General features: G+C 59.7%; 15 protein-coding genes. 1 reads left to right on the forward strand and 14 read right to left on the reverse strand.

From position 1 onward, the window contains the following. Positions 1–387 precede the first annotated feature (387 nt). Positions 388–1026, forward strand: a complete 639-nt coding sequence (locus BLR20_RS07460; protein WP_054994576.1) for a hypothetical protein — start codon at positions 388–390, stop codon at positions 1024–1026. A gap of 21 nt (positions 1027–1047) precedes the next feature. Here the strand turns inward: BLR20_RS07460 and BLR20_RS07465 are convergent, their stop codons facing one another. From BLR20_RS07465 to BLR20_RS07530, 14 genes are all read right to left on the reverse strand, one after another. Then, positions 1048–2292 carry an SGNH/GDSL hydrolase family protein gene (locus BLR20_RS07465; protein WP_054994534.1) on the reverse strand — a complete coding sequence of 415 codons (1245 nt, stop codon included), beginning with the start codon at positions 2290–2292 and terminating at the stop codon, positions 1048–1050. Next, the gene (locus tag BLR20_RS07470) at positions 2289–2468 is read right to left on the reverse strand and encodes a hypothetical protein (RefSeq protein ID WP_054994533.1); all 180 of its coding nucleotides are present in this window, start codon (positions 2466–2468) and stop codon (positions 2289–2291) included. The genes BLR20_RS07465 and BLR20_RS07470 overlap by 4 nt, the downstream gene beginning before the upstream one ends. Positions 2469–2524: 56 nt before the next feature. Beyond that, positions 2525–3055 carry a DUF2514 domain-containing protein gene (locus BLR20_RS07475; RefSeq protein ID WP_054994532.1) on the reverse strand — a complete coding sequence of 177 codons (531 nt, stop codon included), beginning with the start codon at positions 3053–3055 and terminating at the stop codon, positions 2525–2527. Beyond that, positions 3052–3597, reverse strand: a complete 546-nt coding sequence (locus BLR20_RS07480) for a glycoside hydrolase family 19 protein (RefSeq protein ID WP_054994531.1) — start codon at positions 3595–3597, stop codon at positions 3052–3054. The genes BLR20_RS07475 and BLR20_RS07480 overlap by 4 nt, the downstream gene beginning before the upstream one ends. A gap of 64 nt (positions 3598–3661) precedes the next feature. Continuing rightward, positions 3662–5098, reverse strand: coding sequence for a tail fiber domain-containing protein (locus BLR20_RS07485; protein ID WP_054994530.1), 1437 nt, complete (start codon positions 5096–5098; stop codon positions 3662–3664). A 23-nt stretch (positions 5099–5121) separates the two neighbouring features. Next, complete coding sequence (locus BLR20_RS07490; protein ID WP_054994529.1) at positions 5122–5808, reverse strand: hypothetical protein; 687 nt, start codon at positions 5806–5808, stop codon at positions 5122–5124. Then, entirely contained in the window at positions 5808–6116 is a 309-nt protein-coding gene (locus BLR20_RS07495; protein WP_054994528.1) for a hypothetical protein, read from the reverse strand. The genes BLR20_RS07490 and BLR20_RS07495 overlap by 1 nt, the downstream gene beginning before the upstream one ends. 8 nt (positions 6117–6124) lie before the next feature. Further along, positions 6125–9322, reverse strand: a complete 3198-nt coding sequence (locus BLR20_RS07500) for a phage tail protein (RefSeq protein ID WP_054994527.1) — start codon at positions 9320–9322, stop codon at positions 6125–6127. Then, the gene (locus tag BLR20_RS07505) at positions 9322–9720 is read right to left on the reverse strand and encodes a DUF6950 family protein (protein ID WP_054994526.1); all 399 of its coding nucleotides are present in this window, start codon (positions 9718–9720) and stop codon (positions 9322–9324) included. The genes BLR20_RS07500 and BLR20_RS07505 overlap by 1 nt, the downstream gene beginning before the upstream one ends. A 2-nt stretch (positions 9721–9722) precedes the next feature. Then, on the reverse strand, positions 9723–10325 hold the full coding sequence (locus BLR20_RS07510; RefSeq protein ID WP_003313670.1) for a hypothetical protein: 603 nt from the start codon (positions 10323–10325) through the stop codon (positions 9723–9725). Beyond that, positions 10325–10909, reverse strand: a complete 585-nt coding sequence (locus BLR20_RS07515) for a hypothetical protein (protein WP_054994525.1) — start codon at positions 10907–10909, stop codon at positions 10325–10327. The genes BLR20_RS07510 and BLR20_RS07515 overlap by 1 nt, the downstream gene beginning before the upstream one ends. 21 nt (positions 10910–10930) lie before the next feature. Then, positions 10931–14335, reverse strand: coding sequence for a phage tail tape measure protein (locus BLR20_RS07520; RefSeq protein ID WP_054994524.1), 3405 nt, complete (start codon positions 14333–14335; stop codon positions 10931–10933). Positions 14336–14356: 21 nt separating this feature from the next. Next, positions 14357–14566 (reverse strand): hypothetical protein, encoded by a 210-nt coding sequence (locus tag BLR20_RS07525; protein WP_004408598.1) that lies wholly within the window; start codon positions 14564–14566, stop codon positions 14357–14359. Positions 14567–14598: 32 nt separating this feature from the next. After that, entirely contained in the window at positions 14599–14934 is a 336-nt protein-coding gene (locus BLR20_RS07530) for a hypothetical protein (protein WP_024670827.1), read from the reverse strand. Positions 14935–14942 lie beyond the last annotated feature (8 nt).

Below are 14942 nucleotides of genomic sequence, written 5' to 3' on the forward strand. Positions count from 1 at the left end.
CCAATATTTACAAATCAAAAATCAGCACACCCTAGCATTTACAAGGCTTCTAGCGCGTTATAACACAACAGGGTTCCACATCATTCGGGGGATCTTCTCCCCCAAATTTCCCCCAGCGCCTTTGCACTTTCCAAATTTTCACTAAGTCTGGTCTGAACGAAATTCAACGATACGAGTTTATGCGCACCAAACCCTTTCCCGGCTTCCTGCCGACGAACACCACTCCCCAAATCTGAAAGACTCAACTACTGTATGCCCATACAGCAATTGAGAATCACCCCCATGAACGAGAGCAACAGCTCAGAAGCCTTGGCCGAATGGAACAAAAGGATCAACGACAGGAGGCAGTGGACGAACCCCGCGGTCACTTACCGGTTTCTGGCACGCATGGCCGAAGACATGCAGGCTGGCGGGTTGGTCGATCCGCTGGAGCGCTTTGAGCTCTTCGAGCTGGCCAGCGCCGCTTTTTGCCACTTCACCGAGGAAGGCAACCACGAATGGCGGCATCAGGCATCGGACTATCTGGCCTACAACAAGGGCGGCGTAATAGTCGGCAGCCTGCTCAACTCCCGATACGTGCTTCATGAGGCCGACCAGTCGCCCTACCGTGCTGCCCACTTCGCCTTTCTCGACGAGAAAAACGACCTCATCATGAGGGATTACAAGAAGTACGGCGTGCTCGAGGGTCGCTACATCTACACCGAAACCGGCCAGACGCTGACGCTGGTTGAGCAATCCAGGCAGATCAACGGTGTGAGCTATCAACGCCTGAGCGATGAAGATCAATATCGAGCGCTCGTCGACGCCTCAGCGGTAGCCCTCGAACAAGGCGACTTCAAGGCCTACGTTTCGCTGTGGGAGCGTCATAGCTACTCGATATTTATCAGATGCCTTCACTGCCTGGACGGATTCGCAGTGCGTGACGATTGCACGCACTGCGATGGACGAGGCTTTATCGAAGACCCGGAATGCCCGAACAAGCTGCCGCAGTCACTCAGCCGCCAACGAGGCGTTCCGACAGAGTAGCGGAGCGCCCCGCTCGCCCACCTACACCTTGCGTATCCCGAACTGCGCGGCCTTGACCGTCGAGTCCTGCGGCACGCCTGCTGCCAGGTACAGGCCCATGCGCGAGGTGATCACGGTTTCACTCAGGTCAATAGTGCCGCGCTGCGTTTCCAACGCCCCGGAAAAGCTGGCCGGCATGGTGAACGGCTCTTGGTACTTGTCCATTGACCGATAGTAGAACGTGGACGCAGCACCGCTGACCGTCTTGGTGATGGTCAACTCAGCCTCCCAAGCCAGAATGCCGCGCGACGAACCCATGATTTCCACCGCCGACACCATTTCGATAACGTCGCCGGCCGCCAGGCTGGTCTGTACCACGTTGGCCGTGGGTTGCATGTAGATGTAGCCGCCCGCCGCCGCCATGTTTCCACGCAGCTCGATGCACTGTGCCTCGCCATAGGCGGCAGGCTCCTTGAACCAGCGCGTGGTGATACCGGCCAGGCCAGAGCCTACGGCCTTGTATCCGTCCGCCAGCACTGACCCGGCCGCGGCATTCACGCCAGCAGGCAGAGAACCGCCGGTGCCCGCCAGCAGCGGGTTGGCATTGAGGCAGCCGAACGGGCGGATGGCCGAGTAAACGTCGCCAGCGTCCGTGGGCAGCGGGATGCCGGGGAATTCGAAGTTCGCGGTGATGATCGGCACCACCCGCGAACTGATGAACTCGGCACCCAGGAGATTCGGGTGCAGGCCTTCAACGGTCATTGCCTCGGTGAAGCCGTCCCAAATGTTCACGACCCGCACGAACTGGCTGACATAGTTCAGCACCCAGTCTTTATAGGCGATCGCATCGGCCAAGGCCTGACCGGTCAGCGCCCTGCTGCCGAAGCGAGGCGTGCCGGTGCCGACGATCAGGTACTTGCCGGGCGTGTTCAGGAACGCGGTGATGATCTTCATCACGTTGGCTTTCGTGTCGGCCAGGCTCATACCTGCCGTGGTGCTGTCGTTGGTGCGCGACAGCAGCAGCCACAGGTCGGCAGTGGACGACGCAATGCAGGCCGGAAGCCTGGCCAGAAATTGCCCGGTGTGGTCGCCGAGCTTGCCCTGGTTGTCGACGTAGCTCGGGAACAGGCCGGTGCGCGCCGCTATCCAGCCCGCATAGCCATAGGCCTCGGTGCCAAACGCCGTCGCCGCGATGGTGTGGCAGTTGCCCGAGAAGCTGTCGCCGAGCAGGCCCAGTCCCCGCCTGATCGGTTGGCGGCGTGGGATCGGGTTGACCAGAAGGCTCATGCGTACACCTCAAACGCAGCGCCAGCAGCGGGCACGTAGCGGATCGTCGCGGGCGGAATGCTCAGCTGATAGCCACCGTCTGTCCAGAACGTGTCGGTGGTGATCCAGTTATCACCGGCCTGGATCTGGACCGTCACGGACCCGCCGTTCGCCTTCACTGCCAACGTCACTTTCATGGTGCGGTCGTAGGTTTCTTGCTTCGTTGCTGTCTGCACAGTGCTTCCCCGGCGGCCTACGGCCTGGCTGAATTGGTGGTGCTGGATAGCTCATCGACAAAGCGGTTACACGCCTGCCCTGCTATTTGGGACTGGTCATAAGCCTTAGCCAGCTCTCTCGCTCGCGCGTCAGCCCTGCCGAGCAGGTCGGAGAGCACCATAGCGGCGCGGGTGGCTGCCTTGCCTCGTTCGGCAGCTCCGGTATCGCTGGGCACGCAACTTGCCGTTGCTGCCATTTTTCCGGCTTCGATGCGCATGAGCTCACCAGAAGCATCATCGACAGAGCCATCAGTAAGCGCAGCGGTCTGGTTTTGTCTTGCATCGTTTGCCACCTGGTTGGCCGCTTTCTGGCGGCGTTGCTCTTCGGTTCGGTAGTCGGTGGTCGTGGTGGCCACCGCTTCGGATTGGGCGCTGACTTCCTCGGCCCACTTCGCCTTCCAGGCCAGATCGGTGACGGTCACGCCGTGCCGGTATGCCCCGTATAACGCCCCGGCCAGCGCCAGCAGGATCAGCAGCAGGCCGACTGCCTTCCACGGCAGGGCCTTCACGCCAGCACCTCAAGCGCCCGGGCGTACAGCGCCTGCCGATCGGCCATGCCGTTCGTGCCTCCGTTGATCCGCTTGGTGATGGTCACGAACTCGCCCTTGTCTGCCAGCGTGTTGAGCGCGGCCCGGTGCCAGAACCACGCCGCCGACATCGCGGCGTGCTGCGGCAGCTCGAGCAACTCGGGATGGTTGATCAGGTCCAGGCCCAGTGCTTCGCCGCAAGCCTCGTAGTTGGCACGTCCAGTCACCTGAATCAGGCCACGGCCACGGTAAAGCTGGCCGTCGCCGTCCGCCTCGGGTGTGTTGCCAAGGCGCTCAGCCAGCTTGCCGGTGTCGTACTTAGACAGGTAGGCGCTGCCGCCCAACTCGCGCACGTAAAGCAACTGGCCGGACTCATGCCCAACCTGGGCAATGAATGCAGCAATGCGCAGGCGCGTGACGATCTGGTACTTGCTCATTGCTGTGTTGAGGACGGGTGCAAAAACGCCGGCTTTCTGGCCGGCGTTCGGGAGGATCTGCAGAAGTTGCTGCGCGGTGATCGACATCGGTGTTTCTCCAGGCAAAAAAATACCCGCTCGATGGCGGGGTGCGGGTGTTGCTGTGCAGGTGTTACGCGGCGGCAGGTTCAGCCGCTGGCTGTGCAGCAGCCTTGAGCGCTATAACCTCGGCGCGCAGCTCCTTGACGGCCCCCATCAGGTCTGTGATCAAGGCCATCGGGTCGAGCTGCTGGATACGTGCATTACCCTTTTCGTCGACGCCGTCCTTCTCGCCGGTAACGGCCAACGGGTTTACCTCCTGCGCCTCATGCGCGATAAGCCCTTGGTAGGTGGTGCCATCGCCAGAAAACACATCGCCGAACTTTTTCTTTTGGAACGTAACTACTCGGTACGCATCAATACGGTCTAAAAAAAACGACGGTACAGAATCAACGACCATTTCGCGCTTATCGGACAAGGTCTTAATAAACTTCTTGATGCGATAATCGGAAGTAAACAGCGTCATTGTGCCGACGTAAGTGTTATCGATCCATACATCCACATTAGAGCCGGTCCAGTTATAGTTATATACGGTCCCGCCACGACCTGCGCTCAAGCCTGCACGGCACCACGTGCCGGTCGACTCTAGCCTTCCTGATACTTGAAACGCCCCTTCCAATCGCAACACGCCAGCCTGTTGGTTTATAAGCCTGACGTCATAGTCCGTTGCGGAATTGTTATAATGAAAGTCTATATAAGGACTGGAGTTTGTAAGTTCAATAGACGCGAATGTCGGGGCCTGACCTGGACCTACGCCTAATGCGGTTCTAGCGCCGTTTGAACTATTAGCCCCTGTCCCGCCCTTAGAGATGGGAACCACGTCCTCGACCGAGGCTGCTCCCAGCCCCAACCCCTGACGCGCAGCAGCTTGGCTGTTACCGCCAGTACCGCCTGATGCAACTCCAATGGGACTACTAACGTAAAGCGAGGGAACGGTAAGAAGACCTTCATAGCTATAGGTCATTGACGGTCCGGATGCTGTGTTTGCACCGTTTACGGAGCGCCAAGTAAATCCGCCAGCCCCGCCGCCACGGTTCACAATGAAGTGCCCCTCACCCTGCGAGCCCGAGTTCCAGCCCATATACAGGCCTTGGATATTGTAGAGCGCGCTGGACTGCTGAATCCCGACCTCTGAAAATATCGCTCTCCCGTCACTGCGACCTGTACCCCCCTTCGCGACTGGCAGCGTGTCGTAGTTGCCAGTAGTGCCGAGTCCGGCCATCTTGTCGCCGAACTGTACCCGCAGCTGGTTGAAAGCGTCGCGCAGCATTTTATCGTAGCCTTGCACAGGCATGATTGCGTATGCGGCACCGCTGACTGTCGCCCCCTTATAGGGTGGCAGAATCGAGATAACCGTGGGGCTGGCCACGTTGGCGATCTCGTAATTAAGTCCGTCCGGACCTACGAATGCATCACCCACTCGCGAGTTGGCGTCAAACGCTACGTTTACGCCAGTTACAGCTGTTGATCCGTTTGTCACGGACACAGTACCGTTTCTAAGCCAAGGCATATTTGTTACTCACTAAATGGATTTCAGACATTCATCTTTGCGAAGACTGCCGGTAGGAAAAATGCTGTTGGGTTAGCGGCGGCAATAGTGATCGCGTAAAGCTTACTGTTCGGAAAGTCCCACCAGCAATACAGTGCGCGGGATATGGCGCTACCCGAGTTCAGTCCCATACCGAACGAATTAATCAATAGATATTCATTCTCAGGGAAGTTAAAAGGTACTGAGTAATAACACCTGACAAGACTCTGGCTGGTGTAATCAAATCTCTCGTAGGTCCACGATTGGAACGAGCGAGTGAAGTTCGCACTTGAAGTACCAGAATCAAACAGCAAGTTTGTCGCACCATCCCAAAGCCGCATCCCGAAGTCAGCCACCGGCTGGGCAGCAAATTGAGCAACGAAATAGCGGCCGTTGGGTTGAGCGGTGTTCACGTCATATGCCCGCACATAGAAACCCGTCCAGTTACCGGCCGATCCGACAAGACGCATCATGCAAAGCCCTGCAACCGCATTCACAGTGTCGGGCCGCACAAACACCAAGGGCGGTTCTTGTGATGTAACAGGCCGAGGAAAATAGGTAGTTGAGCCAAGCCCGCTTTCCTCGGTGGGCTGATAGCGACCCGAAGCAATCACCATCAGACGCGCATATTGCGAATCGAGAACTACCACATTGCTGTTGTTGGAAAACTCCAGGCCATATGCTTCCGCCATTATGAAAACCTCATGACAAGCAGCCGCATGGTGCCGTTCGAAACCGTGCTTGAGCCGTAAGTTCTGGTGTGGTTGTAAACCCTCGCGATACCGTCAACGAGCTCCGTTTCGTGCTGCCTCTGATTGCCGTCGTAAGCGCCAGCCGGAATTACGATTGCCACACCGTTACCCGGCCCGACACCCGGCACAGCAAAGTCCTGACTGGTCTTTGTGGTGCCGGAGAAGGTAACGAGCGTCGACAGCACAACCCGGATCGTGAACGAATTCTCGTCAAGCTGAAGCGCAGCATCTGCGCCCCATACCCTCATTCCGTTGCTCATTCGCTGAGGTCCCCCAACTGCACGCGCTTGACGTTGTTGGCGTCGTACACGCGTACCGATCTGTTGGTCACCACCAGCCTGCCGCCAGCAGCGCCTGAACCGTTTATCTCGAGCGTTCCATCCTTGCGCAAGATCCATCCACGCTGTCCGGCGACGTAGTCAGTCGAGCTGATGAAACTCCCGATCTTGGCGTTAGTGATCGTGCCGTCCATGATGAAGGTCGGACCGAGGAACAGCTGCCCGTTCTGGGCAACGAACGGAGTCGATATCGCGCCGCCCGCCAGCGTGTTTACCAGCGCGAACCGGTCGGCAGACATGAGGATCTGGCTCTGCAGCACCCCGCCAACGTTCTCAATCCCTGCGCCTATCCCCGCCATGACGTACTGGCCGTTGGAGTTGACTTGCAATTTGACGGTGTACATCGCTGTGAGCTTGCCGTCCGTGGTCGCCTGGGCCGAGCTGACCGTCTGAACGGCTGCGCTCGCGCCGTTGGCCGTAGCCTGCACTTGGTCCAGCTTTGTGGACAGCGCACCGTCAGCGGTCGACCTGGCATTCTCTTCAGACTGAATGGCCGCCTGAACCGTCGTTTGGTTCGTGGTGACCGTCGCCGTCAGGTTCGTAATTTTCTGGGTGGTAGCCTCCCTGTCCGTAGCTTGAGCAGTTTCAACGATGCTGATTTTTGACTCTGTGCCTCCCACCCGAGCATCCAGCAACGTAGTGCGCTGCGCCTGGGCAAAGTTCTGCTCTGTCCTGACCTTTACTTCCTGCGCGTAACTGGCTGTGCTGTCCCAACCTTTCAGTGCTTCGAGCAGATCGCCTTCCACGCTGTCTGATCGGTACTGAGCTTGAACCGCTTGCAACTGGGTAGCTGTCGCGGTGGTCTTGCCGTCAACCGTCGAGATATCGGCGGTGTTCTTGCTGACCTGCGCCGCCTGCGCGTTGGCCGACCGAATCGACTGGCCAGTGTTGACCCAGTACGTCGGATTGGGCGGACCGTTCGAACCATTGGCAGCCGCTGGGACCGCCGCAATGGCCGTCCAAAGGTTGTCACCTACACGCACGGTGTTGTCGCGCACATAGGCATCGGTCGGCACGTAGACCAGCGCGTCGGTGATTTCTCCGATGTTGGCCTTCAGCTCTTCCAGGCGCTCATTGACTGAGCCAGCTCCGTCGCCACTGATCAGCTCAATCTCTGAACGCAGGTTCTGCGAGAGCTCGGTCTTGCTGATCTTGCCGGCCAGAGCCGACAGATAGGCCGACACATCGTTTGATGTCGACGTAGGCACATAAAGGAAGGCGCTCTTCCCGTATGCGTTGGTCGAGCGAATGAAATAGTAATAATTGGTATAGAACGTCAGGTCGTTGTGCGTGAACGAGAGGCCTTGGCCCAAGTACTGCGCCGTGCCCGATGTAGCGTTGGGGTTGGTGCTGAAAAAGTACTCGTAGGTGCCGCCGTTCAATCCGTGGTTCGGGTTCTGCGGGATCAGTACGATGCTGTCGATTGAGGACTGCACCACGCACGACTCAGGGATTGGCGGCCCCTGAATGCTCACCGAGATAGTCGCTTCGCCAGATCGAGCCATTGGGCCCAGGGCGGCCACACTCATAGTGTATGTGCCTGACGCCAATCCGTTGATGGCAAGCGTGTTGGCCGTCGCGGGCACCGAGCGTGACTGCGCGACACCGCCGCCCTGGCGGACCGTGACCACATACGAGGTGACGATGCCCTGCGGTGGTACCCACGACAGAACGCCCTGCACCACCTCAGCAGCATCGCCAGCGGACCATGCAAGGCCGGTGGGCGACCCAAGCCCGCCGCTTGGCAGGTTGATGAATCCCAGCGGATTGTAAGGCTGCCCTACGGCATCATCGAAGATAGCCGCCTCGTACTGCTTGACCTGAACAGTGCAGCCTTCGTTGTCACCCATCGACCAGTCAGAGACGATGAACTCGCCAAGAATGTTCAGTGATGGCAGGTTTACGCGAACGACGCGGCCTGGCCGGCAGTTGTAGCCAGAGAAGTTCATCGGCAGGCTGATTGCCCCGCCAGCGCGCCGCTGTCGCAGGGATATGTTCGCCAGGCGCTGAGGCTGATAGGCGTCGGTCACATACGAGAACGTCATCGTCTCTGCAGCTTCGCCGCCGTCCTCAAGAATCCATTCGGACACGCTGACCTCGGGGTAATCCGTTTCGGTCCAGGACTGTTCAGGATCGATGAACGTGCCACGCACCGTGTTGATGGCGGAATCGTTCGTCGACTCGGTGCTGCCGGACACAGTGCCGATGATCATGTCTTCGGTGATCTCGAAGTCATACGGCCCGTAATAGGCCCCGGCCTGGAGCATCCAGCGTCCGCCGACGCGTATCAACTTCCCGGCGCATGACGCTTCCAGCTTCTGCAGCACGCCCGGGCGCTGCTCGTCTGCACCAATCACGCAGGAGGTGCGATAGCGCTGGCTGACGGAGCCATCGGCATTGGTCAGCGCTTCATCGCAGACGTTTGCCGCACTGGCAAAGGTCTCGAAAATGATCTCGTCATCCGGAACGTTGCAGCGGGTGCGTAGATACCAGAGGATGTGCAGCGCGGTGTTGGCGGTGTAGATGTTATTGCCGGTGCGCGGGTCGTAAATATCATTCCGGCCACGGAGCACAAAGCGGGTGTCAGGTATGCCGGACGGGAACTTCTCGGCGCTGTACTTTAGGGTGATGCGCACGTACGACAGGCCGCGCCCGATCTGGCTGTCTTTCCAGTCCTGGCAGTTTGCCTTGAGGAATGCGTTCACTTCTGTCGGGTTGACGATCAGCTCATAGCTGGCGAACTCACCGAACGAGCCGATCTCTTCCTCGCCCAGGTAGATGTTCTCCAAGGCATCGATAGCACCTTCACACAACACGTACACAAGGTGGATTTGCTCGCCCTCTGTGAGCGTGCCGGACTGCTCCTGAGCCCAGACCAGCACGCCGCCAGTGGACACACGGCCAAGGATGAAACGGATCGGTGCTTTCGACGACCTCACCGTTTGAGCGGAGGGCTCGTTATCGCGCAAAGGGGATTTGGTGTTGAGCTTCTCCTGCTGCGATGCTGCATAGAAGGCCAGGCCAGCGCCGATAGCAGCGCCCACCGGGCCACCTTGCACGAAGCCGATCACAGCACCGACAGCGACCTGAGCAATTTTCTTTACGCCACTTGGCATTACTCAACCCTCCACGCCGCCAGCGGCTCACACATAACGCGCGCAACGCCGTCATCGGTCGTCGCCCAATAATCACCAGCCCAGAACACGGCCATGCTTCGCCCTGCCGGCGCTTCGTACATCACCACATCGCCGCGCTGGATGAACGGAACTGCAACCCTTACAAAGCACGCGTCCCACGCAGCTTCCAGGCTACCGTGACGCTTCTTCAGCGCACGCTTGGCGCCCGCTTCAGTCTTGTAGGTGCCACGGTATTGTTCTGCTGGATCGACACCGCACACGGCGCTAGAGCAGTCGGCGGCGAACAGGCAACAGTCAAATCCGCCCCACGAAAAAGGCCGCCCTTGGGCAGCCTTGATTACTTCGTTCAGACGCGTGGTCCAGTCTCTATGGCGCATAGCTAACTACCGTAGTTGAAGGTCGGCGCATCCTTGGCAGACCCCCAGTAGATGGGCCATTCGGACATTTGCGCGATTGCGTAGAAGAACCGGTCGCCCTGGTGCCGGGCGCGGTGGTTTTCATCCGTCCAGCGCTCAGTGCCGGTCCGGCTCCATTCGGCCATGCGGTCGATGACCGGGACGGTTATGGTGTTGCCTTCCTGGCCATTCCCTGCGAACGAGAATTTGGCGGCGTCCATGCGCCCGGAAAACAGGATGTCGGCGGCGTAGTTACCGGCCTCGTCGAACACCACGAAGATGACCTTGGCCATTCGGCCCCGGCAACCGCGCACGTTGGTTTCGGAAAGGATGTAGGAGTCCAGCCCGCTCAGGGTCAGATCCACCGACATGGGCGAGCCTGAGTTGTCACTCTCTTTCGACTGGCTGACCTGACCGAAATTGCCCACGCCTTCGTAGGTGATACCGTCGACGACCAGCTCACCGGTTCCGGTGTGAGCGAAAACCATGCCGTCGGCGAAGTCCAGCTGCACGGCGTAGACCGGCATGAATTTGCCAGTGGCGATGATATCCACCACACGCTGACTGAAAGGAAATGCTGAGGGCATTAGAACGCCTCCCTGAATTGCAAAGCGCTGTTGGATACCAAGGGATCCTGAACCACCTGGTGGGTGTCGTCTAAGCGGCGCATCTCCGAGTAGGGATTGCGATATTCAACGTGTGCGCCCACGGTCAGCGTTTTTCGGATGCGCTTGTTGAGCGAAACTTGCACCCGGCCCTCCGCTGTCGAACTGGCATCATCTATCACCTCGAACATCTCACCGCCAACCGTGATGTAGTCCCCCATCGAAAACACTTTGGCGCTGGGTATCACGCCGCCAATGGTCATAAACGTGGCTTGGGAAAAACCTGACACCACTACCGCAGCACCAATATCGTCGACTCGGGTACGGGTGATAGCGGGGATATTCACAGTCCCATACATGCCCTGCAGCTTCCCGATCAGCGAGGTGAGCTGGCGCTCGTCCTCATCAAACAGCACGCCGAAGGTCATCGTGCATATCCAGTACGCGCCGGGGTAGCCAAGGATTTGTTGGGAGTTCGACAGAATGGAAGTGAATGCGCGGTTGTTGTACGTGACACCCCATGTTGTTTGCGATGGCTCAAGCGATTCAGGCCAATCAAGCGCCATGACGCCTCCTTATGCTGGTAATCAGCCGTTGATCAGTTGCCGGGCTGGCCCGTTGGTTTTGAAATCGTTAAGCACCATTTGATATGCCGCCTGTGCGCCCTCCTGGGCTGCGCGCCGAACCTCGGCTCTCGATACGGCGTCAGCGTTGCCCTGGAAGGTGAAGTGCTGGGTAACGCTTCCCAGCGCGGTCGAAGTCGTCGCGGTACTGCCGCCACCTGCATCACCACCTACCATGCGGACGCCCAGCGAGCCGTCGGCAGCGCGCGTTAGGGGCATGATCGCCTCCGGCCCGGCCTCGCCCGCCATGCCAGTCTTACCGCCCGCCATACCGAAAAGCGTCGGGGTGTTGACGATGGAGTTGGTGAAGGCGGCGCCCTTGGCGAACTTCTGCACGCCTCGATCCCAGACACCGCCATCAGCCTGAAACACCGAGGCGATACCTGATCCCAGGCCACTGCTGGCAAAAGATGACACGGCGCCGACCAGCGCCTTGCGCACCTGGATGCGGATCAAGTCATCGACGATGGAGTCAGCCAGGCTTTTGAAAGACAGCTTTCCGGTTTTGACGAACTCGGTCAGAACATCCTCGGCGCCGTCGAACGCGTCAGAAATCAGCGACTGGGTTTGTCCGGCGATATTGGCAACTTCGTCCCGGTAGTTCTGCCACGCTGCTTTAGCACCGTTGGTCCAATCACCTTGCGCCTGATCCACCTTTTTCCAGCCGTCCTGCATCGCTTGGGCGGTCTTAGCGCCGTATTGCTGAGTCAAGGCGATCTGTCTTTCCAGATCCTGACGCTGCTTGTCCGTCGTGGCAGTTGCCAGAGCTTCACGCAACGCCAGTACCTTGTTGTTAGTGTCCTGTTCCAGCGACAAACGAGCCTGTGCCCGCTCAGCCTCTTTGCTACCCATGCCGACTGCTGAGGCCGTCTGCTGGTAAGACGCGGTAGCAATAGCGAGCTGCCGCTGCAGGTCAGCCTCGTACTTCATCGCTGCAGCCATACCGTCGGCGGACGCCACGGTCTGGTCATACTGCTGTTTCAGCCATTGCAGGCCTTTGCCGTACTCTTCCGTAGAAATCTTCCCGGCCTTGTAAAGCAGCCGAAGTTCATCGGTTTTTTTCGACTGTTCATCTGCCGCCGCACTGACCGGATCGAAGCTCTCCTTGAGCTTGGCATAGGCATCAGCAGCGGTCTTGAGCTGCTGCTCAAGCTTGTTCTGGGCCTCTTTATGTTTCTGCGCTGACTCCGTCGCAGACTTGTCCGCGTCCTTCTGGGCGTCGTAGGCCTTGGCGGTGTCACGGATCTGCTTAGCGAGCGCGCCCTGCGGATCAATCTTGTTCTCGGTAATGAACCGGTCGGCTTCCTCGAGCTTCGTTTTGTCCTTGAGCGCATGGATCTGCTTGTCGAGGGTCTGCTGATAATTCTTGCCGGCGTTGTCGGCGGCGATATCGGCTTCGTTCTTGTCCTTCGTGCTCTTCGTGCTGCCGTCAAGCTGCTTGGTGTACAACTCCTGACGGGCCGCCAGCAGGTTGGTATTAACGTCGAGCGTGCTGACGGCTTCGGACTGTTTGACCCAGCCGTCCAGCTGCTTCTGAGGAATGCCCAGCTGCTGGCCGACCTTGAGAATCGTGTCGGACAGCGGTTGTCCCGCCTTCCTGGCTTCGTCCATGCTGCTCGCCAACGCAGCGAACTGTTTGCCGCCCGCTTCGCTGGAGCGCGGCCCGATGAGCGCACGCTGCATCGAAGTGCGCAGGCCCTCGAACGCGTCCGCCGCTTCGTTTGCCGAGTCTCGTTGCTGCTCGGAGATACGCACCAGTGCGCCCTGCTGCTGGTCGCGGGTGAGCTGAGCGAACTCCTTGCGCACCTCCTCGACCGACCGCTTCAGATCGTTCACGTCCGTGCGGGCGGTCTGGGCATTGGACCCCATAGCCAGGAACGCCACGCCGACGCCGATCGCCAGTGCCGCGATCCCGGCCGGTCCACCCAGCAGCGCCAGCAGGGACGAGCTCGCCCGCGCCAGCACGTTCTTGGCCGCTGCGGCCTGAGCCTGTGCTGCCGCGTTGGCGACGGTGGCCGCCGTGTCGCGCGCCATGGCAGACGAAGACGCCGCAGTAGCGATAGCCAGGCGCTGAGTGGCAGCGGTGGCCGCCGTCTTGGCTGCCGCCAGCTCAGCGTCCATTGCCGCCAGCGCGGCGGTGTAGCGCGCCTCTTCCGCAGTGCCAACGGCCAGGCGGGCCTGATAGGCGAGCGCCTGACGCGCTGCTTGCACCTGGGCGAGCCGCGCGATTGTCTCCGCTTCCAACGCCTGAGCTGCCGAGTACGCTGCGACTGATTCACGCAGTTTGGCCGCAGCGGACGCTGCCGACGCCGCCGTTTCCTCGGCCTTGGCGATAGCCGAGGCCTTGGTGGTGGCGATGTTGGTGAGAGTCGCCTTTGTAGCCGCCGCAGACGATGCCACCGCATCGATGGCGAACTTGGCAAAAGCCGCCGCCATCTTGCCGCCCAGCGCTGCGACCAGTACATCCACGTTCTCGGCCAGAAAACTGATCGTCTCGCCCAGGCGCTGAGCGCCGCCGTTGTCGCTCAGGCCCTGCAGAGACTTGGTGATGCTCTCTATACCTGGCAGCAGGCCGATGGTGATTTGGTTGGCCGCCCCGGAGAAGGTCGCTTTCAACCCGGAAATAGCCTGCCCCGCAGCGACAAGACGGTTGACGTTAAACTCTGAGATAACCGAGCCCGCGCGATCGGCCTGATCCCCCCACTCCTTGAACCCTTTGCCGTTATTGCGCAGCAGCGGAATCAATGCCGTGGTTTCGTCGGCCATCGCCTCCATGTAGGTCGTCATCTGCTGCTGATTCAGACCGGCCTTTTCGAGCGAGGTGTAGTAAAGCTGCAAGGCCTGTGGCCCGGACAGATTGGCGAACTGGCCAGCAGTTACCCCGATCTTCGGCGCGATTTCTTTGAAGAAATCAGACATCTCGCCGCCGCCGCGCTGCAGGAATTCGCCGACGCGGTCGTTGGTGTCTTTCAGGATGTCGCCCAGTTTGTCCTGCTCAACGCCGACAGTTTTTGCACCAAAGGCCATGCGCTGGAAGTCTTCGACCGTGGTGTTCGATAGCGCGGAAAGGTTCTTGACCTCTTTCGCGTAATCGATGGTGCTGGTCGTCAGCGCCACCAACCCAGCGATCGAACCAGCAGCGGCCAGGTTACCGGCGCCGATCTGATCGAATGCTGATGTGACCGCACGGCCCACGGTCTGGGCGCTGGCGTTCACTCGGTCGAAAGCGTTGTCGATCCGACCCAGGCTTTGATCGATGTTATGAGCGGTGCTCGACACCGAGCCTTCCGAGCGGGTCAACTCCTGGCGCAACTGCGCCGTTGTGGCTTCGATGCGAACCAGCATGCCTTGGACGTCGGTATCGGCCACGTGTAGAACTCCGGAAAAACGTTATGTGCTGCCCTTGCCGGTGAGCGCCATACGCAGCTTCTGCGCGACGGTCGCCGGCTTGGGTTTGGATTGGGGGCTGGACTGGGTGCTGCTGGGGAAGGGGCTGGTCATGCGCGCCCACTCGATCTTCGCGTCCATGGCGAGGAACAGTTCGGGCAGCGAGGTATGCCACGCCACTTGCGGTGACCAACCGAGCCAGCCGGTGGCCACCGCGTAAAGCCGATCGACGTAGCTCCCCGCCTCTACGGCGCTGACTCCGTCGGCTGCTCCTTTCCCGGCTCACCGCCGCGCGGGTTGTACAGGGCTGCCAGGTAATCGTTCAGCTGCGGGGTCATGTCTGCTACGCCCGCCTGCCATACCGCCTCTGCCAAGCCTTCCGTCTGCTTTTCAGTCAGGTTGGCACCGGCAGCGATGATCAGCGCGGCACCGTCCACGCTGACCTGATGCAGCGCGCTGGCTGCGCCTCGAAGTCCGCCGAAACGCGCCTCGATAGAACGGACGGCAGCCAGGGTTGGCCGCAATTGATAAGTGGTCCCGCCAATGACAAGATCGATGTTGCCGTGCAATGTCTTGCTCATGGTTCACC

Origin of the sequence: Pseudomonas congelans (assembly GCF_900103225.1) — a bacterium.
Taxonomy (GTDB): domain Bacteria; phylum Pseudomonadota; class Gammaproteobacteria; order Pseudomonadales; family Pseudomonadaceae; genus Aquipseudomonas; species Aquipseudomonas congelans.

Bases quoted from the DNA above. Each gene is read 5' to 3' on its own strand.
- BLR20_RS07460 (WP_054994576.1), top strand. From the start codon at position 388: ATGGCCGAAGACATGCAGGCTGGCGGGTTGGTCGATCCGCTGGAGCGC.
- BLR20_RS07465 (WP_054994534.1), bottom strand. From the start codon at position 2,292: ATGAGCCTTCTGGTCAACCCGATCCCACGCCGCCAACCGATCAGGCGG.
- BLR20_RS07470 (WP_054994533.1), bottom strand. From the start codon at position 2,468: ATGAAAGTGACGTTGGCAGTGAAGGCGAACGGCGGGTCCGTGACGGTC.
- BLR20_RS07480 (WP_054994531.1), bottom strand. From the start codon at position 3,597: ATGTCGATCACCGCGCAGCAACTTCTGCAGATCCTCCCGAACGCCGGC.
- BLR20_RS07485 (WP_054994530.1), bottom strand. From the start codon at position 5,098: ATGCCTTGGCTTAGAAACGGTACTGTGTCCGTGACAAACGGATCAACA.
- BLR20_RS07490 (WP_054994529.1), bottom strand. From the start codon at position 5,808: ATGGCGGAAGCATATGGCCTGGAGTTTTCCAACAACAGCAATGTGGTA.
- BLR20_RS07495 (WP_054994528.1), bottom strand. From the start codon at position 6,116: ATGAGGGTATGGGGCGCAGATGCTGCGCTTCAGCTTGACGAGAATTCG.
- BLR20_RS07500 (WP_054994527.1), bottom strand. From the start codon at position 9,322: ATGCCAAGTGGCGTAAAGAAAATTGCTCAGGTCGCTGTCGGTGCTGTG.
- BLR20_RS07505 (WP_054994526.1), bottom strand. From the start codon at position 9,720: ATGCGCCATAGAGACTGGACCACGCGTCTGAACGAAGTAATCAAGGCT.
- BLR20_RS07510 (WP_003313670.1), bottom strand. From the start codon at position 10,325: ATGCCCTCAGCATTTCCTTTCAGTCAGCGTGTGGTGGATATCATCGCC.
- BLR20_RS07515 (WP_054994525.1), bottom strand. From the start codon at position 10,909: ATGGCGCTTGATTGGCCTGAATCGCTTGAGCCATCGCAAACAACATGG.
- BLR20_RS07530 (WP_024670827.1), bottom strand. From the start codon at position 14,934: ATGAGCAAGACATTGCACGGCAACATCGATCTTGTCATTGGCGGGACC.